Origin of the sequence: Bradyrhizobium sp. AZCC 1693, from assembly GCF_036924745.1 — a bacterium.
In the GTDB taxonomy this organism is placed as follows: domain Bacteria; phylum Pseudomonadota; class Alphaproteobacteria; order Rhizobiales; family Xanthobacteraceae; genus Bradyrhizobium.
On the sequence record NZ_JAZHSD010000001.1, the window covers coordinates 4715370 to 4738961 of the forward strand.

The 23592-nt window shown below is 63.8% G+C and carries 19 protein-coding genes and 2 pseudogenes; 10 read left to right on the forward strand and 11 right to left on the reverse strand.

The features are described 5' to 3' along the window. The first annotated feature begins 31 nt into the window (after positions 1-31). The 7 genes from V1293_RS22485 to V1293_RS22515 all read left to right on the forward strand — a co-directional run bounded on the left by V1293_RS22485 (position 32) and on the right by V1293_RS22515 (position 6981). Positions 32-1414 (forward strand): murein hydrolase activator EnvC family protein, encoded by a 1383-nt coding sequence (locus V1293_RS22485; RefSeq protein ID WP_442894266.1) that lies wholly within the window; start codon positions 32-34, stop codon positions 1412-1414. Continuing rightward, positions 1411-2772 carry a S41 family peptidase gene (locus V1293_RS22490; RefSeq protein WP_334512296.1) on the forward strand — a complete coding sequence of 454 codons (1362 nt, stop codon included), beginning with the start codon at positions 1411-1413 and terminating at the stop codon, positions 2770-2772. Before V1293_RS22485 ends, V1293_RS22490 begins: the two co-directional genes overlap by 4 nt. Before the next feature lie 167 nt (positions 2773-2939). After that, the gene (locus tag V1293_RS22495; RefSeq protein ID WP_334512299.1) at positions 2940-4133 is read left to right on the forward strand and encodes a divergent polysaccharide deacetylase family protein; all 1194 of its coding nucleotides are present in this window, start codon (positions 2940-2942) and stop codon (positions 4131-4133) included. 96 nt (positions 4134-4229) lie between these two features. Next, complete coding sequence (locus V1293_RS22500; RefSeq protein WP_334512301.1) at positions 4230-4733, forward strand: RNA pyrophosphohydrolase; 504 nt, start codon at positions 4230-4232, stop codon at positions 4731-4733. Positions 4734-4785: 52 nt separating this feature from the next. Beyond that, a complete protein-coding gene (locus tag V1293_RS22505; RefSeq protein ID WP_334512303.1) occupies positions 4786-5283 on the forward strand; it encodes an RNA pyrophosphohydrolase in 498 nt (165 codons plus the stop codon). A gap of 647 nt (positions 5284-5930) precedes the next feature. Then, positions 5931-6383 carry an Hsp20 family protein gene (locus V1293_RS22510; RefSeq protein WP_334512305.1) on the forward strand — a complete coding sequence of 151 codons (453 nt, stop codon included), beginning with the start codon at positions 5931-5933 and terminating at the stop codon, positions 6381-6383. Between the two features lie 97 nt (positions 6384-6480). Further along, complete coding sequence (locus V1293_RS22515) at positions 6481-6981, forward strand: Hsp20/alpha crystallin family protein (RefSeq protein WP_334512308.1); 501 nt, start codon at positions 6481-6483, stop codon at positions 6979-6981. Positions 6982-7017: 36 nt separating this feature from the next. On the opposite strand, the pseudogene V1293_RS22520 reads toward V1293_RS22515, so the two are convergent. The 6 genes and pseudogenes from V1293_RS22520 to V1293_RS22545 form a co-directional block, all read right to left on the reverse strand. After that, positions 7018-8608 (reverse strand): annotated as a pseudogene (locus V1293_RS22520) (adenylate/guanylate cyclase domain-containing protein). Between the two features lie 217 nt (positions 8609-8825). Next, positions 8826-9233: a F0F1 ATP synthase subunit epsilon gene (locus tag V1293_RS22525; RefSeq protein WP_334512310.1), complete on the reverse strand. Its 408-nt coding sequence runs from the start codon at positions 9231-9233 to the stop codon at positions 8826-8828. A gap of 88 nt (positions 9234-9321) precedes the next feature. Then, positions 9322-10764 carry a F0F1 ATP synthase subunit beta gene (gene atpD, locus V1293_RS22530; RefSeq protein WP_334512312.1) on the reverse strand — a complete coding sequence of 481 codons (1443 nt, stop codon included), beginning with the start codon at positions 10762-10764 and terminating at the stop codon, positions 9322-9324. Positions 10765-10825: 61 nt separating this feature from the next. Beyond that, positions 10826-11704, reverse strand: coding sequence for a F0F1 ATP synthase subunit gamma (locus V1293_RS22535; RefSeq protein WP_334512315.1), 879 nt, complete (start codon positions 11702-11704; stop codon positions 10826-10828). Between the two features lie 149 nt (positions 11705-11853). Next, a complete protein-coding gene (atpA, locus tag V1293_RS22540) occupies positions 11854-13383 on the reverse strand; it encodes a F0F1 ATP synthase subunit alpha (RefSeq protein WP_334512317.1) in 1530 nt (509 codons plus the stop codon). Continuing rightward, positions 13383-13943 (reverse strand): F0F1 ATP synthase subunit delta, encoded by a 561-nt coding sequence (locus V1293_RS22545; RefSeq protein WP_334512319.1) that lies wholly within the window; start codon positions 13941-13943, stop codon positions 13383-13385. The genes atpA and V1293_RS22545 overlap by 1 nt, the downstream gene beginning before the upstream one ends. A 654-nt stretch (positions 13944-14597) precedes the next feature. On the opposite strand from V1293_RS22545, the pseudogene V1293_RS22550 reads away from it, so the two are divergent. Next, positions 14598-15090, forward strand: a pseudogene (locus V1293_RS22550) (septal ring lytic transglycosylase RlpA family protein). Positions 15091-15252: 162 nt separating this feature from the next. On the opposite strand, the gene V1293_RS22555 reads toward V1293_RS22550, so the two are convergent. Further along, a complete protein-coding gene (locus V1293_RS22555) occupies positions 15253-17463 on the reverse strand; it encodes a primosomal protein N' (RefSeq protein WP_334512321.1) in 2211 nt (736 codons plus the stop codon). Between the two features lie 143 nt (positions 17464-17606). Between V1293_RS22555 and V1293_RS22560 the strand changes: the two genes are divergently transcribed. Beyond that, complete coding sequence (locus V1293_RS22560) at positions 17607-18578, forward strand: tyrosine recombinase XerC (protein WP_334516850.1); 972 nt, start codon at positions 17607-17609, stop codon at positions 18576-18578. Between the two features lie 115 nt (positions 18579-18693). After that, positions 18694-19284 (forward strand): DUF4337 domain-containing protein, encoded by a 591-nt coding sequence (locus V1293_RS22565; protein WP_334512323.1) that lies wholly within the window; start codon positions 18694-18696, stop codon positions 19282-19284. A 116-nt stretch (positions 19285-19400) separates the two neighbouring features. On the opposite strand, the gene V1293_RS22570 is transcribed toward V1293_RS22565, so the two are convergent. From V1293_RS22570 to odhB, 4 genes are all read right to left on the reverse strand, one after another. Then, positions 19401-19931 (reverse strand): hypothetical protein, encoded by a 531-nt coding sequence (locus V1293_RS22570; protein WP_334512325.1) that lies wholly within the window; start codon positions 19929-19931, stop codon positions 19401-19403. Between the two features lie 137 nt (positions 19932-20068). After that, the gene (lpdA, locus tag V1293_RS22575) at positions 20069-21469 is read right to left on the reverse strand and encodes a dihydrolipoyl dehydrogenase (protein WP_334512327.1); all 1401 of its coding nucleotides are present in this window, start codon (positions 21467-21469) and stop codon (positions 20069-20071) included. Between the two features lie 34 nt (positions 21470-21503). Next, a complete protein-coding gene (locus tag V1293_RS22580; protein ID WP_334512330.1) occupies positions 21504-22250 on the reverse strand; it encodes an SDR family oxidoreductase in 747 nt (248 codons plus the stop codon). Between the two features lie 83 nt (positions 22251-22333). Next, positions 22334-23569 carry a 2-oxoglutarate dehydrogenase complex dihydrolipoyllysine-residue succinyltransferase gene (odhB, locus tag V1293_RS22585; protein ID WP_334512332.1) on the reverse strand — a complete coding sequence of 412 codons (1236 nt, stop codon included), beginning with the start codon at positions 23567-23569 and terminating at the stop codon, positions 22334-22336. Between the last annotated feature and the right edge of the window lie 23 nt (positions 23570-23592).

Sequence of the window (23592 nt, forward strand, 5' to 3'; positions counted from 1 at the left end):
ACGTGAATACGGATAACGCCGAATAGACCGGATGCATTCAACGCGGGACACTCACTCATTCGACTCCACCGGCCGCGGCATGCCGCCGATGCCGGCTGTCTCGCTTTCCCTGCTGCTGCTGCTTTCCGCAAGCATCGTTGCGGCATCGCTTTCGCCGGCGGTAGCGCAGTCCGCGGCGCCCGCACAGCAGGCGACGGCCGTTTCCCCCGATGCCATCAAGCAGCGCGAGGAGGAGCTGGAGGCCACGCGCGAGCAGCAGCGCAAGGCGGCCGAACTTCAGCAAAAACTAAAGGCCGATATCGCGGCAATCGGTCAGGACCGCTCCAAGCTCAACCAGCAACTGATCGACATCGCCACCCAGGTGCGCAGCGTCGAGACCCGCATCGGTGAGACCGAGGCCCGTCTGCGCCCGCTCGACGCCCGCGAGCAGCAGGTCAGGGCTTCGCTCGATTCACGTCGCACCGAAATCGTCGAGGTGCTGGCGGCGCTGCAGCGCGCCGGCCGGCGCACGCCGCCGGCGCTGTTGGTCCGGCCCGAAGACGCGTTGGAATCGCTGCGCACTGCCATGCTGCTCGGATCGGTCGTCCCCGAACTGCGCGGACGCGCGGAGAAACTTGCCGCCGATCTCGGCGAGCTCGTGAATTTGCGCAAGACCATCGCCACCGAGCGCGACGTGCTGGCGCGGGATCGCGACAGGCTGAAGGACGATTCCGTCAGGCTGGCTGCGCTGGTGGAAGAGCGGCAGCGCAAGCAGAGCGCGATCGAAAAGGACGTCGAGGCCGAAGGTGCGCGCGCCATCAACCTGTCCAGGCAGGTCGAGGGCCTGCAGGGCCTGATCACGAAAATGGAGCAGGACCTGAAGAGTGCGGCCAAAGCGGCCGCAGCCGCCAGCCTGCAGGGCGCTCCGGCTGCCCCCAACGGCAAACCTAACCTGGGGGCGCTGAAGGACCCTGCCCGATTAAGCCCGGCCATCGCATTTTCCTCCGCCAAGGGCCTGTTCGCTTTTCCGGTCAATGGCCGCAAGATTCGCGAATTTGGCGGTTCCGACGGTGCTGGTGGCGTGGAAAAAGGCATTTCCTTGGCAACCAAGGCCGGGGCTCAGGTCACAACACCGTGTGACGGCTGGGTTGTTTACGCCGGACCCTTCCGGAGCTACGGACAACTCTTGATCCTCAATGCCGGGGGCGGGTATCATGTCCTGATCGCCGGGATGGAGCGCATTTCGGTAAACATCGGCCAGTTTGTACTTACGGGAGAGCCGGTCGCGACTATGGGATCGACGTCCCGGGTTGCATCCATTCTCGCGACGACCGCGAGCCAGCCGGTGCTCTATGTCGAGTTCCGTAAGGACGGCACTCCAATCGACTCAGGCCCATGGTGGGCCGCTAACGAAGGCGAAAAGGTTCGCGGATGATGCGCAAGACTTCTGTAATTCTTCTCAGCGCCGCCACCGGTGCGGCTTTGACGCTCTTCGTCACGCAGCCTCGCTCTGTGCTGATGATGGGTTCGAGTGCGCGTGCGGCAACCTCGGACACCTACCGCCAACTCAATCTGTTCGGCGACGTGTTCGAGCGCGTCCGCAGCGACTATGTCGAGAAGCCCGACGACAGCAAGCTGGTCGAATCGGCGATCTCGGGCATGCTGGCCGGCCTCGATCCGCATTCGAGCTACATGGACGCAAAGAGCTTCCGCGACATGCAGGTGCAGACCCGCGGTGAATTCGGCGGGCTCGGCATCGAGGTCACGATGGAAGACGGCCTGATCAAGGTGGTCTCGCCGATCGACGACACCCCGGCGTCGAAGGCCGGCATCATGGCCAACGACATCATCACCAATCTCGACGACGAAGCCGTGCAGGGTCTCACCCTCAACCAGGCGGTCGAGAAGATGCGCGGGCCGGTCAACACCAAGATCCGCCTCAAGATCATCCGCAAGGGCCAGGACAATCCGATCGAAGTCACGCTGGTGCGCGACAACATCCGCGTCCGCTCGGTGCGCGCGCGCGTCGAACAGGACGACATCGCCTATATCCGCGTCACCACCTTCAACGAGCAGACCACCGAGGGCCTGAAGCGCGAGATCGGCAACCTCTCGAACCAGCTCGGCGACAAGCTCAAGGGCTACATCATCGATCTGCGAAACAATCCCGGCGGCTTGCTGGAGGAAGCGGTCACCGTTTCCGACACCTTCCTGGAGCGCGGCGAGATCGTCTCGACCCGCGGCCGCAATGCCGAGGAAACCCAGCGCCGCGCCGCCCACTCGGGCGACCTGACCAAGGGCAAGCCGATCATCGTGCTTGTCAATGGCGGCTCGGCCTCGGCCTCCGAAATCGTCGCCGGCGCGCTGCAGGATCACAAGCGGGCCACGCTGGTTGGCACGCGTTCGTTCGGCAAGGGCTCGGTGCAGACCATCATCCCGCTCGGCAGCGGCAACGGTGCGCTGCGCCTCACCACCGCGCGCTACTTCACGCCGTCGGGCAAGTCGATCCAGGCCAAGGGCATCGTGCCCGATATCGAGGTGCTGCAGGACGTGCCGGACGAACTGAAGACGCGCACCGACACCAAGGGCGAGGCCTCGCTGCGCGGCCATCTGAAAACGGATGGCGACGAAAAGACCGGCTCGCAATCCTACGTGCCGCCGGACGCCAAGGACGACAAGGCGCTGAAGACGGCGGCCGACCTGCTGCACGGCATCAAGTCGACGGCGACCGCGGCACCGGCGACCGGCGACAAGGCGGCGGTCGAAAAGCCGGCCAACAAGGCCGCGAACTAACCCAACGATCCCTGATAATTCATCATCCAAAGGGCGGCTCACCGGGCCGCCCTTTTTCGTCGCCGGTTGCGGCCTCCGGCCCCCGAACGGTGCTTTTGCGGGAGCGGCGCAGGCGCTCGAATCCGGGCCGCCGTGGTATCGTCGGCCCCGGTGATTCGGGGAGGTCCATGACGGAAATGACCGACGATCTGAGCACGCCGCTCGGACAGAAGACAGCGCGCCAGAAGCGCCGGTTCCGGCTGCCCTTCACTGCGATGCAGGCGCTGGCTGTGCTGCTTGGCCTGTTCCTGGTCGCCTTCCTCGCCGTAGCCCTCTTCACCGACAACCCGTTCGGCGGCGAACCGGTCGCCCGTATCGCGCTGCGCCAGCCGGCAGCGGACGAAAAGCAGCCGGCCTCGGGCCACGCCGGACAGGCGGCGAAATCGGCACAGCAGGCTCCAAGCGGCGACAACAAGACCGTCACCATCATCGACGGCTCCAGCGGCAAGCGCCAGGATGTCGTGATCAGCAGCGATGCCGCCGACAAAACCGGTGCCGAGCCTGCGCCGACGATGGCAATGGCCGGCATCGACCAGCGGCTGCTGGAAAAGTCCCGTTACGGCATGATCCCGGTGGTTGCCGACGGCCTGAAACCCTTCACGGTCTATGCGGCCGACGCCGACCGCACCAAGGCCGCCAAGATGCCTGTCGTCGCCATCGTGGTCGGCGGGCTCGGGGTCGGCGCCGCCAAGACGGCCGATGCCATCATGAAGCTGCCGCCGGCCGTAACGCTGGCATTCACCCCCTATGGGGCAGACCCCGCCAAGCTCGCCGAGCGGGCCCGTGCGCAGCGCCACGAGATCCTGCTTCAGGTTCCGATGGAGCCGTTCGACTATCCCGACAATGACCCCGGCCCGCAGACGCTGCTCACGACGCTGACGCCCGAGCAGAACATCGACCGGCTGTGCTGGCACCTCAGCCGGTTCCAGGGCTATGCGGGAATCGCCAATTTCATGGGTGCGCGTTTCACGGCGACCGACACCGTGATGCAGCCGATCATCCGCGAAGCGGCCAAGCGCGGTCTCGGCTATCTCGATGACGGCTCCTCGCCGCGCAGCGCCGCGCCTTCCCTGACGGCGTCCGAATCGATGCCCTTCGCCAAGGCCGATTTTACCATCGATGCCGTGCCGACCTCGGCCGAGATCGACCGGACGCTGGTCAAGCTGGAGACGCTCGCCAAGGAGCGGGGGCTCGCCGTGGGCGTCGCCTCGGCGCTGCCGATTTCGATCGAGCGGCTTGCCGCCTGGATCAAGACCCTCGATAGCCGCGGCATCATGCTTGTGCCATTGACAACGGCGATGCTGAAATCAAAATCAGGCTAGAGATCAAGCTGATGGCGGCGATCCGGACTTTCCCGGACTGCGCCGGAACGACCGGCTGCGGATGGACTTGATGCAGGCAAAGGAATCGTGAGGGACATGGCGCGCTACGAGGACCTGCCTTACCGGACCTGCGTCGGCATGATGCTGATCAATGCGGCCGGGCTGGTCTTCATTGGCCGCCGCGCCGGCGGCATCGAACATGTCGATCAAGCCCACGTCTGGCAGATGCCGCAGGGCGGCGTCGATCCCGGCGAGGACACCTGGGAGGCCGCCAAGCGCGAGCTTTATGAGGAAACCAGCGTCCGCTCGGTGGAGAAGCTCGGCGAAGTCCCGGATTGGCTGATCTACGACATTCCACGCACGGTGGCCGGCCGCGCCTGGAAGGGCCGTTACCGCGGGCAACGGCAGAAATGGTACGCCGTGCGCTTTACCGGCAAGGACGCCGAAATCAACGTCTCAAGCCCCGGCGGCGGACACAAGGCCGAATTCGTGAACTGGCGCTGGGAGCCAATGAAAAATCTCCCGAACCTGATCGTCCCGTTCAAGCGGCCGGTCTACGAACGCGTGGTCAAGGAATTCGCCAGCCTCGCGGGCGGCTAGCCCTCTTCATTTTGACGCGCTGTCGCGGCGCTACTCGGCACCCCCAAACGCCATGTCCGACAAACCCTATCGGCCCAATGTGGGCATTGCGCTGTTCAACGCCTCCGGCGAGGTGCTGATCGGGCATCGCTTCCGGGACGATGGACCGGAAATCATTCTTCCCGGCCTCGAATGGCAGATGCCGCAGGGCGGCATCGACGCCGGCGAGAACCCGCGCGATGCCGTCATGCGCGAACTCTGGGAGGAGACCGGGGCGGTCAGCGCCGAATATCTCGGCGAGACCGATTGGATAAAATATGAATTCCCGCCCTATCACGGACCGTCCACGCATCGCCTCGCCCAATTCCGCGGCCAGCGGCAGAAATGGTTCGCGCTACGGTTCACCGGCCGCGACGACGAGATTGACCCGCTGACGCCGCGCAACGGCCAGCCGGCCGAATTCGATTCCTGGCGCTGGGAGCGGCTCGACCGCGTCGCCGACTTGGTCGTGCCGTTCCGGCGCGACGTCTATCGGATGGTGGCGCGGCATTTTGCAGAATTCACCCGCTAGATTGCACGGTCTCACCGCGGTCGCGGACGAGGCACTTGACGGCGTCTTGTCGTTAAATATTTTTCGGCCGGCCGAGCTCGCAGTGAGCGCCCGATGCTGTCGGTGGTTTGTTTCAGCGAACCTTTTTGTATCGAGCGCAGACTAACGGGCTCAGCTTGAAATAACCCGCACCGGTGTTTTGCCTCCCATGATGGATGTGACTGTAGCCAAGCGCCGCCGGAGTTGGGAGTGGCGGGTGCACCGGAATGGCACGCTGATCATGCACGGGCGCGAACGTACCCGTCCGGCGGCCCGATATCAGGTTTACCGCAGTCTGTTCATGCTGCTGGCGATCGGCCGGAGGCCGGTCGAACCGCGACCCTCCACGGTTCACCTGGAGCCCGAAACCGGCCGCAAAGCCGCAGCCGATCTGGCGGACCTTCGGCGCCCGGCCCGCCCGTTAACTCCGGATTGAGCCTGCCGCAGCCGCGAACGGCCGCATCTAATAATTTTGAATGCGGCCCCTTGGAACTTTTTGGCCCTTTTCTAATTCGATTTTTGCCGCTGACCGCGGTGCCGGATGCCAGATCGGGTCCGGCGAGTTGAGTGGGCGCCGGACGGTGTCCGACGCTCCTTCGTATCCATCTTGCTCTTAGGAGGACTTGGCTATGAGGACCTTTGACTTCTCGCCTTTGTGGCGCTCGACGATCGGTTTCGATCATCTGGCGGACCTGCTCGACAGCAGTTTGCGGCAGTCCGCCGACGACAATTATCCGCCCTACAATGTCGAACGTTGCGGCGAAGACGCTTATCGGATTTCGCTCGCTGTTGCTGGCTTCGGCATGGACGACATTACCGTGACCGCAGAACGGGACACGCTGATCATCGAGGGTAAGAAGCCCGACGCCGAACAACGCGAGTACCTGTATCACGGCATCGCGGCCCGGCCGTTCCGCCGGGTGTTCAGCCTTGCCGACTATGTTCAGGTCAAGCAGGCCTCGTTCAAGGACGGCCTGCTGATCGTCGATCTGGTTCGCGAAGTGCCTGACTCGATGAAGCCGCGGCGTATCCCGATCGGAAGCGCCGGCGCTTCCCTCCAGATCGAACAGAAGGCGGCCTAACGCCGCTCTTCGGCAATGAAGGCTCGGCGCGCGGATTACCGACCCGCGCGCGGGCCTATAACTATCGATATGCAGAAATCCTTATGAGGAGGACATTATGGCTATTCGTGATCTGATTCCATGGTCGAGAAACCAGGAGCTTGCGCCTTCGCGCGGCAGCTTCGATCCCTTCTTCACCCTGCACCGGGAGATGAATCGGCTGTTCGACGATGTCTTCCGCGGATTCGGGGCGCCCGCGCGCTTCGGCAGTCCGCTGATGGAAGGCCGCTTCGGATGGCCGAGCATCGAGCTCAAGGAAAACGACAAGGAACTGACCGTTTCGGCTGAGCTGCCCGGTCTGACGGAAAAAGACGTTCAGGTCGAGATCGCCAACGGCGTTCTGACCCTGCGCGGCGAGAAGAAGTCCGAGCGAACCGATAATGGCGGCAGATACTTCTCCGAGCGCTACTACGGTTCGTTCGAGCGGCAGATTCCGCTCGACGGGGTCGAGGAAGACAAGGCCGAAGCCAAATTCCATGACGGCGTCTTGACGATCACGCTGCCGAAATCCGAACAGGCCCGTTCGGCCGTCAAACGCATCCCCATCAGCAGCCAATGACGACAATGGCGGCGGCGTCAGACCGCCGCCGCCGGGCTAGTTCGGTCCGACCGAAAATGGGCCGATGGCAATAACCTGACAATTGTTGTCGCGCGTGGCGCATTCGGCGAGCGCGCCATTGATCGCAGCCTGCTCGGTCGCCGCCTTCAATCCCAGCCCCGGCCGGCCGGCCGCGCCGACCGCCACCACGTTCCAGCCGCTCGAGGCCTCCGCGACCCGGCGCGCGACATCGTCGCGCGCGTCGGCTGATATCATCGTATTACCGGCAGCCTTGAAGAAGCCGGTTATCCTGAGCGAGGCCGGAATCGGAACGACGAAATTGTCGTTGAGCGCAACGATCGTGCAGGGGACGCCGGCGATCCCGCCGCATGACTCCAGGGCACGCCGCACAGCTTCCTCGACGGTGTCCAGCGCAATGGGAAAGAACAGCGCGCCGCCGGGGCCCAGCGCGAGCGCCTTGTTCTTTCGCGCCGGCGCATAGACGGCTTCAAGCCGCGCCTTGCCGCCGTCGCGGGTGAGCGGGACGTTCCCGGCGGCGAAGGGCTGCTCGGTCACGGCGTCATGCCTGATCCAGGGCAATGGCGGCATTGGCGGCTTGCCGTGCGCGTAAACGATGGTGTCGCCGACCGCGTATAATTCGCATTTGCGCGGCGACTGCGCGGCGTCGGCGCGCTTCTGGCATTGCTCTACGGCGGCCGATTTCGCAGCCTCCTCGCTCGGCTGGGCGGTGACGAAAGCGTTGAAGCCACCGATATTGAGCGAGAACGCCTTGAAATCGGCAGCGGGTGCGTAGTCGGAAGCGAGCGTGGCGCGGGCCTTGTCGGCAATGAAGGGAATGCTGGCGGCAGCGAATTTTTCTGACGATACGACCATCGGCGGCGAAGGCGATGGCGGCGGCGCGGCGGCAGCCGATGGCGCCGGACTCGGAACGCTAGTTGGGGCGGCGACCTTTGACGGCGCCAAGGTCTCGAGCTTGGTGAAATAGAGAAAGCCGCCGACCCCGATCGCGGCAAGGCTGACCACGGTGACCGCGACCGGCCACATCCAGTTCGGCTGCGGCGCCTAGCGCCGTCGCAGGCTTCTTGACCTGCGGCGTTGTGTAGGTGCCGTCCTCGCGGCGCATCGCCACCATGTAGGCGTGCACCGGCGTCGGGATGTTCTTCACCTCCTGCGCGCCGATATCGGCGAACTGAACCGAGAGCTTGTTGGCGACCTGCTCGTGCACCGCGCGCGAAATACAGATGCCGCCGACCTCGGCGAGGCCCTCCAGGCGAGCGGCGATGTTGACGCCATCGCCCAGCAGGTCGCCGTCGCGCTCGACCACGTCGCCGATCGTGATGCCGATGCGAAAGGCCATCTGGCGGCTGGCCGGATAGGCCATGTTGCGGGTGCGCAGGCTCTCCTGGATGTCGATCGCGCAGCGCACCGCTTCGACCGCGCTCGGGAATTCGGCGAGCACGGCGTCTCCAGCGGTATTGAAAATGCGGCCGCCGCCTTTGGCGATGAAATCGTCGGTCACCTGACGATAGGACGCGAGCCGCCGCAGCGTCTCCTCTTCGTCCTCGGCGACCAATCGGCTGTAGCCGGCAATATCGGCCGCAAAAATCGCCGCGATCTTGCGTTTCATCGAAAGCAGCCCCGGATCAATACCAGCATCCGGAACAATGCCGCCAGAAGTTCCCCGGCGCAACCTCAGCATTCCGATCGAAGCACGCCCTTTGACTTGGGGCGGGGTATCGGCTGGTCGGCGTCGGGAAGCGGTCAAAACAAAAAGTGCCCGTCACATCGTGACGAGCGCCGGTTTTACTTGGGCCTCCATTGCGCCCCGGAGCGGACCCCGGGGCTTAGTGCATAGCGGTCGCACTAAGCTCGTGCTGGATGCTCTTGAAGTGATCGAGCCGCTCGATGGCGTGATCGAGCTCGTCCCCTTCCTTCTCGGCGAGCTTGGCTTCCATCTCGGCAATCGTCTCGGCGAACTGCGCCCGATCGACATCCTGTATCGAGGTGGCGACGTCGGCGAGCACGGTGAGGCGATTGTCCGACACTTCGGCAAGGCCACCGAGCACGATGACCTTCTGGTGCGCGCCACCCGTGCTGATGGTCAGGATGCCCGGGCGGATCGCAGCTACGACCGGCGCGTGTCCGGCGAGCACGCCGAAATCGCCTTCCAGGCCGGGAACGTCAACCTGATCGACTTCGCCGGAGAAGGCGAGCTTTTCGGGAGAGACGAGATCGAAGTGGAAGGTAGCCATGGGAAACCTGCGAATGGTGAGTAGCGAATAGCGAGTGGGGAAGAACGGGAGCAGCGCTATTCGCTACTCCCTATTCGCCATTCGCCCCTTAGGCTGCTTCAGCAGCCAGCTTCTTGCCCTTCTCGACGGCTTCTTCGATGGTGCCGACCATATAGAAGGCGGCTTCCGGCAGGTGATCGTACTTGCCTTCGCAGATCGCGCGGAAGCCCTTGATGGTGTCGGCGAGATCGACGAACTTGCCGGGCGAGCCGGTGAAGACTTCAGCGACGTGGAACGGCTGCGACAGGAAGCGCTCGATCTTGCGGGCGCGGGCCACGGCGATCTTGTCCTCTTCCGATAGTTCGTCCATGCCGAGAATGGCGATGATGTCCTGCAGCGACTTGTACTTCTGCAGCACCTGCTGAACCATGCGCGCGGTGTTGTAGTGATCCTCGCCGACGACGAGCGGGGAGAGCATGCGCGAGGTCGAGTCGAGCGGGTCCACCGCCGGATAGATGCCCTTTTCCGAGATCGCGCGGTTCAACACCGTGGTGGCGTCCAGATGGGCGAACGAGGTGGCGGGCGCCGGGTCGGTCAAGTCGTCGGCCGGCACGTAGATCGCCTGCACCGAAGTGATCGAGCCCTTGTGCGTCGTGGTGATGCGCTCCTGCAGCGCGCCCATGTCGGTGGCAAGCGTCGGCTGATAGCCCACGGCCGAAGGAATACGGCCCAACAGCGCCGACACTTCGGAGCCGGCCTGCGTGAAGCGGAAGATGTTGTCGACGAAGAACAGCACGTCCTGGCCCTGGTCGCGGAAGTGCTCGGCGACCGTCAGGCCGGTAAGGCCGACGCGGGCGCGGGCGCCCGGAGGTTCGTTCATCTGGCCGAACACCAGCGCGCATTTGGACTTGACGCTCGGATCGGGATTCTTCGGATCGGCGTTGACCTTGGATTCGATGAACTCGTGATAGAGGTCGTTGCCTTCGCGGGTACGCTCGCCGACGCCGGCGAACACCGAGTAACCACCATGGGCCTTGGCGACGTTGTTGATCAGCTCCTGAATCAGCACGGTCTTGCCGACGCCGGCGCCGCCAAACAGGCCGATCTTGCCGCCCTTGGCGTAGGGCGCCAGCAGGTCGACAACCTTGATGCCGGTGACGAGAATTTCAGCCTCGGTGGACTGGTCGGTATAGGTCGGCGCTTCCTGATGGATCGCGCGCATGCCTTCCGAAGCCACGGGACCGGCTTCATCGATGGGCTCGCCAATGACGTTGATGATGCGGCCGAGCGTGCCGGCGCCGACCGGCACCATGATCGGGTTGCCGGTATCGGTGACTTCCTGACCGCGAACCAGACCCTCGGTGGTGTCCATCGCGATGGTACGCACTGTGGATTCGCCGAGATGCTGCGCCACTTCGAGCACCAGACGGTTGGCGCCGTTCTTGGTCTCGATCGCGTTCAGAATGGCGGGCAGATATCCCTCGAACTGCACGTCGACGACGGCGCCGATGACCTGCGTGATGCGTCCGGTCTGGTTGGCGGGTGTGGCCATAAACTCTCTCCTTCGAATTCGTATCTCTAGACAACCGTCAGCTTGATCGTGCCCGTCGCCGTTACATCGCCTCGGCGCCGGAGATGATTTCAATCAGCTCCTTGGTGATCATGGCCTGACGGGTTCGGTTGTAGATCAAAGTCTGCTTGCGGATCATGTCGCCGGCGTTACGGGTGGCATTGTCCATCGCGCTCATCTGCGCGCCGTAGAACGAGGCGTTGTTTTCCAGCAATGCGCGGAAGATCTGCACCGCGAGATTGCGCGGCAGCAGGCGCGTCAGGATCTCGTCTTCTTCCGGCTCGTATTCGTAGGACGTGGCCGGCCCGGCATTCGCTGCCGGCGCTTCCACTACCAGCGGAATAACCTGCTGGGCGGTCGGGATCTGCGAGATCACGGACTTGAAGCGCGAATAGAACAGCGTGCAGACGTCGAACTCGCCGGCCTCGAAGCGCGCCAGAATCTTTTTGGCAATGTCTTCGGCATTGACGAATCCGAGCTGGCGAACCGAGCGCAGGTCGACGTGCTCGACGATGTTCTTCTCGAAGGTGCGGCGGAGCTGCTCGTAACCCTTGCGGCCGACGCAGAAAATCTTGACCTCTTTGCCCTGGCCGATCAGCGACTGCGCGCGTTCACGGGCCAAACGCACGATCGACGAATTGAAGGCGCCGGACAGGCCGCGCTCGCCGGTGCAGACCAGCAGCAGATGCACCTGATCCCTGCCGGTGCCGGCCAGCAGCGCCGGGGCGCCGGGCGAAGCGGCTGCGGCGCTGGCGATATTGGAGATCACCGCGTCCATCTTCTCGGCATAGGGCCGCGCCGCTTCGGCAGCGGTCTGCGCACGGCGCAGCTTTGAAGCCGCAACCATCTGCATCGCCTTGGTGATCTTCTGCGTCGCCTTGGTCGAGGCGATGCGGACCCGCATATCTTTAAGTGAAGCCATTCTCAGTTCACCCCGGCGACCTGTTTTTCAACCTGGTCGCAAATCCCTCGTTCGTCATGCCCGGCCTTGTGCCGGGCATCCACGTCTTGCCGTCTGCACCACGTCAAGGACGTGGATGGCCGGGACAAGCCCGGCCATGACGGAATGAATCAAGCAAACGTCTTGGCGTAACCTTCGACCACGCTCTTCAGCTTGCCGGCGAGATCGTCGGAGAGGTCGCGACTGTCACGGATGCCGTTGAGAATCTCGACGTTCTTGCCGCGCAGCAGCGACAGCAGACCGTCCTCGAACCCGCGTACCTTGTCGACCGGTAGCGGATCGAGGTAGCCGTTGGTGCCGGCCCAGATCACGCAGACCTGCTCTTCCATCTTCAGCGGCGAGAACTGCGGCTGCTTCAGAAGTTCGGTCAGACGCGAGCCGCGGTTGAGCAGGCGCTGGGTCGAGGCGTCGAGATCGGAGCCGAACTGCGCGAACGCTGCCATTTCGCGGTACTGCGCGAGCTCACCCTTGATCTTGCCGGCGACCTTTTTCATCGCCTTGGTCTGCGCCGAGGATCCGACGCGCGACACCGACAAACCGACGTTGACCGCCGGGCGGATACCCTGGAAGAACAGATCGGTTTCCAGGAAGATCTGCCCGTCGGTAATCGAAATCACGTTGGTCGGGATGTAGGCCGACACGTCGTTGGCCTGGGTTTCGATGACAGGCAGCGCGGTGAGCGAGCCCGAACCATGGTCCTTGCTGAGCTTCGCGGCGCGCTCGAGCAGGCGGGAGTGCAGATAGAACACGTCGCCGGGATAGGCTTCGCGGCCCGGCGGGCGGCGCAGCAAGAGCGACATCTGGCGGTAGGCGACGGCCTGCTTGGACAAATCGTCATAGATGATGACGGCGTGCATGCCGTTGTCGCGGAAGTACTCGCCCATGGTGCAGCCGGTGAACGGCGCGATGTACTGCATCGGCGCCGGATCCGACGCGGTGGCGGCGACGACGATCGAATATTCCAGCGCGCCCTGCTCTTCGAGCACCTTCACGAACTGGGCGACGGTCGAACGCTTCTGGCCGATCGCGACATAGACGCAATACAGCTTGATGTTCTCGTCCGGCTGCGCGTTGAGCGGCTTCTGGTTCAGGATGGTGTCGAGCGCGATCGCGGTCTTGCCGGTCTGGCGGTCGCCAATGATCAGCTCGCGCTGGCCGCGGCCGATCGGGATCAACGCATCGATCGCCTTGAGGCCGGTCGCCATCGGCTCGTTGACCGATTTGCGCGGAATGATGCCGGGTGCCTTGACGTCGATGCGCATGCGCTTGTCGGCCTGGATCGGACCCTTGCCGTCGATGGGATTGCCGAGCGCGTCGACCACGCGGCCGAGCAGGCCCTTGCCGACCGGCGTATCCACGATGGCGCGGGTGCGCTTGACGGTCTGGCCTTCCTTGATCTCGCGGTCGGCGCCGAAGATCACGATACCGACGTTGTCGGTCTCGAGGTTCAGCGCCATGCCGCGCGTGCCGTTCTCGAACTCGACCATTTCACCGGCCTGGACGTTATCCAGACCATAGACGCGGGCGATACCGTCACCGACGGACAGCACCTGTCCGACTTCGGTAACCTCAGCCTCCTGGCCGAAATTCTTGATCTGGTCCTTGAGGATCGCGGAAATTTCCGCGGCGCGGATGTCCATCAGCCTGCCTCTTTCATCGCGTGCTTGATCGAATTGAGTTTGGTGCGAAGCGAACTATCCACCATGCGGCTGCCGAGCTTGACCACAAGGCCGCCAATGATGGAGGGATCGACTTTCACGTTGAGCGCGACGTCCTTGCCCGTCACCGATTTCAGTGCGGTCTTCAGCGCGTCGAGATTCTTTTCATTGAGCTGTTCGGCGACGGTGACGTCGGCGGTCGCCTCGCCCTTGTACTTCGCCACCAGCGCGCGGAAGGCGCGGATCACGTCAGTGACGGCGAACAGCCGGCGATTGGCGGTGAGGACTTTGAGGAATTTGGCGGAGGTGCCGGTAATTCCGGCCTTGTCGAGCACGGCATTCAGCGCCTTCGCCTGCGCGTCGGACGAGAAAACCGGGCTGCGAACGAGGCGCTTCAGATCGGCGCTTTCGCTCAGCATGGCCTCGAATCTATCGAGATCGGCCCTGACGGCGTCGACGGATTTCTCGTCGCGCGCCAACTCGAACAAGGCCGTAGCATAACGGCCGGACACTCCCGAAACGGACGGATCTTCAGCAGCCACGGAGACGCTCTTTTTTTGCTGTCAAACTCGCAAGGGAAAAACCGTCGCCACGGGTAGCGGCGCCTAGCGATCCAAGCCCTTGGAATTCAAGCGGGACTTCGATTTTCGACCGGCACGAGAGGTGCCGGGATCGTTAAAATCGCGGCTTTGCTAACATAGCGAGCGCGCAGGTGCAACATGACCGCGCGTTCAGGCGATGCCTTGTCGCACGCCAATTTTCAGTCATGGCAGACGTCGTTTTTGACGGCGATCAACTGCCCCGGATCCGCCTTCGGCGCACCCACCGCAACATCCGCTTCGGCCGTGGTCGGATTGGTTCCGCCCGAATTTGCATGGCGGGCATGAGCGGAGCGGCCGGAACGAACCTGTCCGATTCTTTTCATTTGAACATTACTTGAACAAATCTTCGCCTTAACCGGGATTACAGTATTTGTAAGTAATAATCGGTAATTAATAGGTTAAAATTTCGTTAAGGCCCAAGATTACGGAATATCGTTTGATTAGTTGATCTCAGTAACAAGATATGTCAGCCGGCCAAAAACCGCCTTTACTGCCCAATTCATGCCGCATTGCGTCACCAAACGGCAACCACTGAAACTGGGACGGGGGTTCCACTTGTCACACATGTGACAATACTGTCTGAGGGACTAGTTTATGTTGAATACCAATAAAGTGGTGCCGGGAACTCTAACCCGGTCGCGTACGGCTTTCGCCTTAATCGCCGCAACTCTGTTGGTCGGTGGCAGCATCTCCGAAGCCTCCGCCAAATCCAGGCATCACCGCCACCACTCCCACCACCGCTCATGCCCACAAGGCCAAGAGCAACTGGATGGACGCCAATGCCGCGATCGGTTCGGGCTCCGGGCACGGCTTCTCGGGAAAGGCTTCTTTCTACGGCAATGAATCCGGCAGCAAGACCGCCTCCGGACAGCGCTTCAACCAGAACGCCATGACCGCGGCCCACCGCTCGCTGCCGTTCGGCACCAAGCTGCGGGTGACCCATCGTGGCCAGAGCGTCGTCGTCACGATCAATGACCGTGGTCCCTTCATCAAGGGCCGCGTGCTTGACCTGTCCACGGGCGCTGCCCGCGCCATCGGCCTGACCGGCGCCGGCGTCGGCCACGTCACCGCCGAGGTCGTCTCTTAGGCGCGCGCCTGCGCGCCGTTTTCCGGTCCACCAGATCAGTAAGCGTTGCGTTGCGTAAACGATCGCGGAGCTTTCCGCGGCAACAAAGGCCTGCCGTCGCAAATGACGGCAGGCCTTTTTTGTTATTTCCGTCATTGCGAGCCAACGGGGAGAGACCTTTCGCTACAAAAAGCTCTGCGGATCGACGTCGACCTCGAGCTTGAGATTGCCCTTGGTCTTCGGCCCGGCGGCCAGCCATTCGCGCAAATATTCCGACAGGTCGACATTGCGCAGCGACTTCACCAGCAGGCGGAACCGGTAGCGGCCCTTGATGACGGCAAGCGGCGCCTCGGCGGGGCCGAGCACCTGGATGCGCTCGTCGATCGGCGCGACCGCAGCGAGCCTGCGCGCAAAGCCTTCCGCGGTCGGGCGGTCGCCTGCGGAGATGATCAGGCTGGCGAGCCGGCCGAACGGCGGATAGCCGGCGCGTTCGCGCGCCTCGATCTCGCTCGCGTAAAATGCCTCGCGGTCGCTCGCGACCAATGCCTTCATCACGGGGTGTTCGGGCTGGTGGGTCTGCAGGTAACCGACGCCACGGCCCTGCTCGCGCCCGGCGCGGCCGATCACCTGATTGAGCAACTGGAACGTCCGCTCGGCGGCGCGCGGGTCGCCGTTACCGAGGCCCAAATCCGCGTCGACCACGCCGACCAGATTGAGCCGCGGAAAATTATGGCCCTTGGCCACCAGTTGCGTGCCGACGATGATGTCGACGCGGCCTTCCGCGATTTCGTTCAGCTCGCTGCGCATGGTCTCGATCGAGGTGATGAGATCGCTCGACAGCACCATGGTGCGCGCATTCGGAAACAGCGCGGCCGCCTCTTCCTGCAGGCGCTCGACGCCGGGGCCGACCGCGACCAGCGATTCCTCGGCCTGGCAATGCGGGCAGATGTTCGGCCGCGACATCGAGAAGCCGCAATGGTGACAGACCAGACGCTGGCGAAATCTGTGATCCACCAGCCAGGCGTCGCAGATGGTGCAGGCAAAGCGATGGCCGCAGGCGCGGCATAGCGTCAGCGGCGCATAGCCGCGGCGGTTGAGAAACAACAGCGCCTGCTCGCGCTTCTCGATCGCGAACTGAATCTGTTCGGCCAGCGGCGGCGAGATGAAGCGGCCGCGGGCTGGCTGTGCGCGGCGCAGATCGATCGCCTCGATATGCGGCATGTGCTGGCCGCCGAAGCGCGACGGCAGCGCGACGCGCTGATAGCGGCCCTTGCGCGCATTGACCTCGGTTTCGACCGACGGCGTCGCGGACGCCAGCACGATCGGAATTTTGGCGATATGCGCGCGCACCACCGCCATGTCGCGGGCGTGGTAATGCGCGCCGTCGTCCTGCTTGTAGGCCTGGTCGTGCTCTTCATCGACGATGATGAGGCCCAGATCCGCATAGGGCAGAAACAGCGCCGAGCGCGCGCCGACCACGACCGGCGCCTCGCCCGCCGATATCGCCGCCCAATTGCGCTGCCGGGTGCGCGGCGTCAGTTCGGAATGCCACTCGATCGGACGTACGCCGAAGCGCTGGGCAAAGCGGTCGAGGAATTGTCCGGTCAGCGCGATCTCCGGCATCAGGATCAGCGTCTGCTTAGCCCGCCGGATGACTTCCGCAATCGCCTCGAAATAAACCTCGGTCTTGCCCGAACCAGTGACGCCGTCGAGCAGCGCGACATGGAAGGAGCCATTGGCCGCGAGTGCGCGCATCGCGTCGACCGCCGTGCGTTGCTGGGGAGAAAACTCCGGCTGCGCGAAGGACGGATCGGGCGCGGGCGGCGCCAAGGGCGGCGGCATCGCCTCGACGGCGAGCGTGCCCTCATCGACCAGGCCGTCAACCACGCCGCCGCTGACGCCGGCTTCCCGCGCGGCTTCGGACTTGCCGTGCAGCAGGCCGTCCGACAGCACCTCGATCAGCCGCCGCCGCGCCGGCGTCAAACGCCGTGGCGGCTCGCCGACCAGCCGCACGCCAAGCCGCATCCGCTCAGGTCCGAGATTTTCGCCCATCCGCAAGGCCATGCGCAGCACCATGCCGCGGGCGGAGAGCGTGTAGTTGGCGACCCAATCGACCAGGCTGCGCAGTTCCTCCTTCAGCGGCGGCACGTCGAGCTTTTCACTGACATCCTTCAGGCGATTATGCAGGCGCGGATCGGGATTGGCGTTCTCCGCCCACACCACCGCCACCACTTCACGCGGACCGAGCGGCACGCAGACGACGTCGCCGGGCTTCAGCGCCATGCCGCGCGGCACGCGGTAGGAATAATTCTGATTGAGCGCGACCGGCACCAGCACGTCGACGACACGGGTCGCCGATGCGGATGAGGTGGTTTCGCGGGTGGCGTGGTCCATCAGGGGAATCAGGCTTGAGGTGTCCAGAGCAAGGCTAACGCCGCGCCGCCAGGTTAGCGAACGGTAAACGAAAGAAGTGCGATATAATGGACGGAATCATCGTCTCCAAGGCAAGGTTCAAGGCAAGCTCTAAGGCAAGGCTGATGGCAAAGGAAGTTCCGGCACTGCAACCGATCGAGCTCGACTGCGCCGACGAAGGCCTCGCGCGGGAGATGACGCGCTGGCTGACGCATCTGCGCGCCGAACGGCGGCTCTCGCCGAAGACGCTCGAAGCCTACGCCCGCGACCTCCGCCAATGCCTCACTTTTCTGAGCCAGCACTGGGGCGCCCGGGTCACGCTGAAGGGGTTTGCCGCGCTGGAGGCCACCGACGTCAGGGCCTTCATGGCGATGCGCCGCGCCGACGACATTGCCGGGCGTTCACTGATGCGGGCGCTGGCGGGCCTGCGTTCATTCGCCCGCTATCTCGAACGCGAAGGCAAAGGCAAGGTCGGCGCCCTGTCCGCCATCCGCGCGCCCAAGGTTGCAAAGAGCCTGCCGAAGCCGATCCAGATGGACGCCGCCAAGCGCTTTGCGGATGCCGACGAGCGCGCCGGCGAGGAACGCGATCCCTGGATTCTGGCGCGCGACGCCGCCGTCATGGCGCTGCTCTACGGCTCGGGCCTGCGCATCTCCGAGGCGCTCGGACTGAAGCGGCGCGACGTGCCCAAACCAGGCGAGGGCGACGTCCTCATCGTGACCGGCAAGGGCAACAAGACCCGGATGGTGCCGGTGCTGCAAAACGTGCTGGCGCTGATCGCCGATTACGTTGCGATGTGCCCGCATTCGTTGCCCCCCGCCGGACCCATTTTCGTCGGCGCGCGCGGCGGACCGCTTTCGCCGCGGATCATCCAGCTCACCATGGAGCGGCTGCGCGGCGCGCTCGGCCTGCCCGACAGCGCCACGCCCCATGCGCTGCGGCATTCCTTCGCGACCCATTTGCTCAGCCGCGGCGGCGATTTGCGCGCGATCCAGGAACTGCTCGGCCACGCCTCGCTCTCGACCACGCAGATCTATACCGGCGTCGACAGCGAACGGCTTTTGGAAGTGTACAAGAGCGCGCATCCGCGGGGATGAACGCCCGCATACCCCGCCGACACACTCCCGTCACATCGATGGCCTCTTAAGCTAGCCTCTTGCGCTCGCATTGCGGTTCGGCAATCGTACGCCATCCATTAGCAGGAGGGGAATCATGGGCGCACATGAAAGCATGGAGCATGCGGAGCATGCCGAGCACGCTTCGGGCTCGAACAAGAAGATCGCGCTGCTGATCGCCGTGATCGCCTTGTTTCTGGCGCTGTCGGAAACGCTGGGCAAGGGCGCGCAGACCGAAGCCATCAGCAAGAATGTCGAGGCTTCGAACCTCTGGGCGTTCTTCCAGGCCAAGAGCATCCGCCGCACCGTGGTGCAGGCCACGGCCGAGCACGCCAAGCTCAGCCTCGGAACCGTCGGCGACGATGCGTCAAAGGCGGCGCTGCAGAAGCAGATCGACGACTGGAACAAGACCGCGCAGCGCTACCGTTCGGAGCCGGAAACCGGCGAGGGTTCGGAAGAACTTGCCAAGCGGGCCAAGCACGCCGAGCACGAGCGCGACGAGGCCACCGCAAAGTATCATCACTACGAAATCGCCTCGGCCGCCTTCCAGATCGGCATCGTGCTGGCTTCCGCCACCATCATCACCGGCATGATCGTGCTGGCCTGGGTGTCGGGCGCGCTGGCGATCGCGGGCATCGCGATTACCGCGCTCGGCCTCTACGCGCCGCATCTGTTGCATCTGCATTGAGTGTTCGTCATCACCCGCGAAAGCGGGTGATCCAGTACGCCGCGACCTGTCGGCTCAAGCACTACTTTCTCTGGGATACTGGATTGCCCGGTCAAGCCGGGCAATGACGATGAGGGCTACCGCGCCTCGTGCACGCTCTTGCGGAAACGCGCGATCAGCCGCAGTGTGCGCGATGACCAGCCCTCGCCGTCGCCACCCAGCATTTCCTTGATGCGCTGCTTGATCGGCTGGACCAGGGCCGCCGCCTTGGCGCGCATCGCCATGATGAATTCATAGACCTGCTTGAACCACGCCATCTGCAGGAGTTTTGTGCGCGTCACGTCGAAGATGAAGGCGGTGACGCCGACGCCGACGAGCTTCCCGAACACGATGACGACGACAGCGCTGAGCCAATATTCATTCGCCAGCAGCCAGAGGCCGACCAGCTTGAGCGGAAAAAGCAGGATCACCGGCACCGCGAACACGATCAACGTCATCGCCGGCGACAGCGTATCGACGCGCTCGGACAGCCATTGCTTGAACGCGCGCAGCGGGATCAGTGCAACGATGCGCTCGACGATCGGCTCAAGATGATCCCACAGCCAGGCTTCGATCAGGAAGATAACCGCAAGCAGGACCCAGAACGGCTGTAACAGGCGGCGCATCATCTATTGTGTCTCTGGACCGCAATGACTTTCATTCCAGCGTCACTCCGCCCCATCTGTTTGTTTAAAGCATGATCTTTTCGAGAAAGCGGATACCCGCTTCTTCAATCACGCTCTACCCGGAATGTACCGGATATCGATCACATATGGATGGTGCGTTTGCCGGCCGCAAGCGCCGCTTCCTTGATGGCTTCCGAGCGGGTCGGATGGGCGTGACACGTGCGCGCCAGATCTTCGGCGGAGCCGCCAAACTCCATCAGAACGCAGGCTTCATGGATCATTTCGCCGGCTTCGCGGCCGACGATGTGCACGCCGAGCACGCGGTCGGTCTTCGCATCTGCGAGAATCTTCACGAAACCGTCAGTGGTCTGGTTGACCTTGGAGCGGCCGTTGGCGGTGAACGGGAATTTGCCCGAGGTATACGCGACACCCGCCTGCTTCAGCTCTTCCTCGGTCTTGCCGACCGACGACACTTCCGGCGTGGTATACACGACGCCTGGAATAACATCGTAGTTCACATGGCCGGCCTGGCCCGCAATGATCTCGGCGCAGGCGACGCCCTCGTCCTCGGCCTTGTGCGCGAGCATCGGTCCCGCCACCACGTCGCCGATCGCATAGACGCCCTTCACGCTGGTTGCGAAATGCGCGTCGATCTGCACGCGGCCGCGATTGTCGAGCGCGATGCCGGCTTCCTTGAGGCCCAGCCCTTCTGTGTACGGCACGCGACCGATACAAACCAGCACGACATCGGTTTCGAACGTCTCTGCCGCCCCGCCGGCTGCCGGTTCGACACTGACGTTCAACGTCTTGCCCGACGTATCGACGCCGATGACCTTGGCGCCGAGCTTGAAAGCAAAGCCCTGCTTTTCGAGCATGCGCTGGAATTGTTTCGCCACTTCGCCATCCATGCCGGGCAGGATGCGGTCTAGGAATTCGACGACCAGGACCTCGGCCCCCAGCCGGCGCCACACCGAGCCAAGTTCGAGGCCGATCACGCCGGCACCGATGATCAGCATTTTTTCCGGCACTTTTTCCAGCGAAAGCGCGCCGGTCGACGACACGATGCGCTTCTCGTCGATCTCGATGCCTTTCAGCCGCGCGATATCGGAGCCGGTCGCGATCACGATGTTCTTCGTCTCAACCGTCTCGGTCTTGCCGTTGCCACTGACTTCTACCTTGCCGGTCCCGAGGATCCTGCCGGTGCCCTTCAGCACGTCGATCTTGTTCTTCTTCATCAGGAACTCGACGCCCTTGACGTTGCCGTCGATACCCTGCTGCTTGAAATTCATCATCGATGGCAGATCGAGTTTTGGCGCGGAAACGCTGACGCCCATCTTGGCAAAGGAGTGCGCGGCCTCCTCGAACATTTCGGAGGCATGCAGCAGCGCCTTCGACGGCATGCAGCCGACATTGAGGCAGGTGCCGCCGAGTGTTGCGTTCTTCTCGACCACGGCGACCTTCATGCCGAGTTGCGCCGCGCGCACCGCGCAGACATATCCGCCCGGGCCGGTGCCGATGACGACGAGATCGTAGGAAGCCATGATGAAGTCCTGTAGCTGAGAAACGTGTCAGGTATTACCGCCCACCCGAGACATCAAGGATGGCGCTGGTGACGTAGGATGCCTCGTCCGAGATCAGCCAGACGATGGCGTTGGCGATTTCATCCGCAGTGCCGACGCGCTGCATCGGCACCATGTGCGCCAGCCGGTGCGCGCGATCGGGCTCGCCGCCGGAAGCGTGAATCTCGGTGTCGATCAGCCCGGGGCGGATCGCGGCCACGCGAATGCCCTCGCCGGCGACTTCATGGCCGAGGCCCACGGTGAAGGAATCCACCGCGCCCTTGGAGGCCGCATAATCGACATACGTGTTGGGGGAGCCGAGTTTCGCTGCGACCGAGGAAAGATTGACGATGACGCCGCCCTCGCCGCCCCTGCGGGTCGACATCCGCTTCACCGCCTCGCGCGCGCACAGGATGCTGCCGGTGACGTTAACGGCCATCATGCGCTGGATGCGTTCGGCCGACATGTCCTCGACCCGCGCCGAGGGACCTACGATGCCGGCATTGTTGACGAGCGCCCCTAACGTTCCGAATTCGTCCGCCGCGGCGAACAGCGCCAAAATATCCGCCTCGCTGCCGACATCGCATTTGACGGCGATCGCCTTGCCGTTCTTGCGCTCGATCGAGGCAACGACTTCCTTCGCCGCCGCCTCATTGCTGGCGTAGCCGACCACGACGCGAAAGCCGCGCGCGGCGGCGGCGAGTGCGGTAGCGCGGCCGATGCCGCGGCTGCCGCCGGTGATCACAACAACCTTGTCCGTCACATCAGCCCCCCACAAGTCAGCGCGTATCGATCCATGGCTCGCAGCGCCGGCCTTTCGCACCGGCGCGGACAAAGCCGGTGGTGTTAGAGATCCAGCACCAGCCGCGCCGGATCTTCCAGGCTTTCCTTGACGCGGACCAGGAACGTCACCGCTTCCTTGCCGTCGATCACGCGGTGATCGTAGGACAGCGCCAGATACATCATCGGGCGCACCTCGATCTTGCCGGCGACCACCATCGGCCGCTCCTGGATCTTGTGCATGCCGAGAATGCCGGACTGCGGCGCGTTCAGGATCGGCGTCGACATCAGCGAGCCGTAGATGCCGCCATTGGTGATGGTGAAGGTGCCGCCCTGCATCTCGTCGATCTTGAGCTGGCCATCGCGGGCACGGCGACCGAAATCGGCGATTCCCTTCTCGATGTCGGAGATCGACTTGTGGTCGCAGTCGCGCACCACGGGCACGACCAGGCCCTTGTCGGTGCCGACGGCGACGCCGATGTGGTAGTAGTTCTTGTAGATCAAATCGGTGCCGTCGATCTCGGCATTGACGGCCGGGATGTCCTTTAGCGCCTGCACGACGGCCTTGGTGAAGAAGCCCATGAAGCCGAGCTTCGAGCCATGCTTCTTCTCGAACACGTCCTTGTACTGCGCGCGCATCGCCATGATGTGGGTCATGTCGACCTCGTTGAAGGTCGTCAGCATCGCGGCGGTGTTCTGCACGTCCTTCAGCCGCCGCGCGATGGTCTGGCGCAGCCGCGTCATCTTCACGCGTTCTTCGCGCGCGGCATCGTCAGCCGGAGACGGCGCGCGCACCTGCACCGATGCGGCCGGCTGATTGACCGGCGTCGGCGCGGACGCCGCCTTCTCGATCGCGGCCAGCATGTCGCCCTTGGTGACGCGGCCATCCTTGCCGGAGCCCGGCACGGTCGCGGCATCGATGCCGCTTTCGGCGGAGAGTTTTCGAACCGACGGCGCCAGCGGCGCATCCGATGCCACAGCCTTCGGAGCCGCCGCAGGCGCGGCGGCGGGCGCTGCAGCCGGAGCGGTGGCCTTGGCAGGCGCGGCTGACCTGGCGCCGCCGGCCGCGCCTTCATTGATCTGCCCGAGCAGCGCGCCGACGGCAACCGTCTCGCCGTCCTTGGCCGCTATCTCACCGAGCACACCGGCTGATGGCGCCGGCACTTCGATGGTGACCTTGTCGGTCTCGAGTTCGACCAGCGGCTCGTCCACCGCGACGGCGTCGCCGGCTTTCTTGAACCAGCGGCCGATGGTTGCTTCCGTCACGGACTCGCCGAGCGTCGGAACACGAATTTCAGTCATGATATGGTTTCCTCTTTGCGTCA

Excerpts from the sequence above, each read along its gene's own strand:
- V1293_RS22500 (WP_334512301.1), top strand. The coding sequence starts at position 4,230 with ATGGCGCGCTACGAGGACCTGCCTTACCGGACCTGCGTCGGCATGATG.
- V1293_RS22495 (WP_334512299.1), top strand. The coding sequence starts at position 2,940 with ATGACGGAAATGACCGACGATCTGAGCACGCCGCTCGGACAGAAGACA.
- odhB (WP_334512332.1), bottom strand. The coding sequence starts at position 23,569 with ATGACTGAAATTCGTGTTCCGACGCTCGGCGAGTCCGTGACGGAAGCA.
- V1293_RS22490 (WP_334512296.1), top strand. The coding sequence starts at position 1,411 with ATGATGCGCAAGACTTCTGTAATTCTTCTCAGCGCCGCCACCGGTGCG.
- atpD (WP_334512312.1), bottom strand. The coding sequence starts at position 10,764 with ATGGCCACACCCGCCAACCAGACCGGACGCATCACGCAGGTCATCGGC.
- V1293_RS22535 (WP_334512315.1), bottom strand. The coding sequence starts at position 11,704 with ATGGCTTCACTTAAAGATATGCGGGTCCGCATCGCCTCGACCAAGGCG.
- V1293_RS22525 (WP_334512310.1), bottom strand. The coding sequence starts at position 9,233 with ATGGCTACCTTCCACTTCGATCTCGTCTCTCCCGAAAAGCTCGCCTTC.
- V1293_RS22565 (WP_334512323.1), top strand. The coding sequence starts at position 18,694 with ATGGGCGCACATGAAAGCATGGAGCATGCGGAGCATGCCGAGCACGCT.
- V1293_RS22510 (WP_334512305.1), top strand. The coding sequence starts at position 5,931 with ATGAGGACCTTTGACTTCTCGCCTTTGTGGCGCTCGACGATCGGTTTC.
- V1293_RS22570 (WP_334512325.1), bottom strand. The coding sequence starts at position 19,931 with ATGATGCGCCGCCTGTTACAGCCGTTCTGGGTCCTGCTTGCGGTTATC.
- V1293_RS22515 (WP_334512308.1), top strand. The coding sequence starts at position 6,481 with ATGGCTATTCGTGATCTGATTCCATGGTCGAGAAACCAGGAGCTTGCG.
- V1293_RS22505 (WP_334512303.1), top strand. The coding sequence starts at position 4,786 with ATGTCCGACAAACCCTATCGGCCCAATGTGGGCATTGCGCTGTTCAAC.
- lpdA (WP_334512327.1), bottom strand. The coding sequence starts at position 21,469 with ATGGCTTCCTACGATCTCGTCGTCATCGGCACCGGCCCGGGCGGATAT.
- V1293_RS22555 (WP_334512321.1), bottom strand. The coding sequence starts at position 17,463 with ATGGACCACGCCACCCGCGAAACCACCTCATCCGCATCGGCGACCCGT.
- V1293_RS22560 (WP_334516850.1), top strand. The coding sequence starts at position 17,607 with ATGGCAAAGGAAGTTCCGGCACTGCAACCGATCGAGCTCGACTGCGCC.
- atpA (WP_334512317.1), bottom strand. The coding sequence starts at position 13,383 with ATGGACATCCGCGCCGCGGAAATTTCCGCGATCCTCAAGGACCAGATC.
- V1293_RS22485 (WP_442894266.1), top strand. The coding sequence starts at position 32 with ATGCATTCAACGCGGGACACTCACTCATTCGACTCCACCGGCCGCGGC.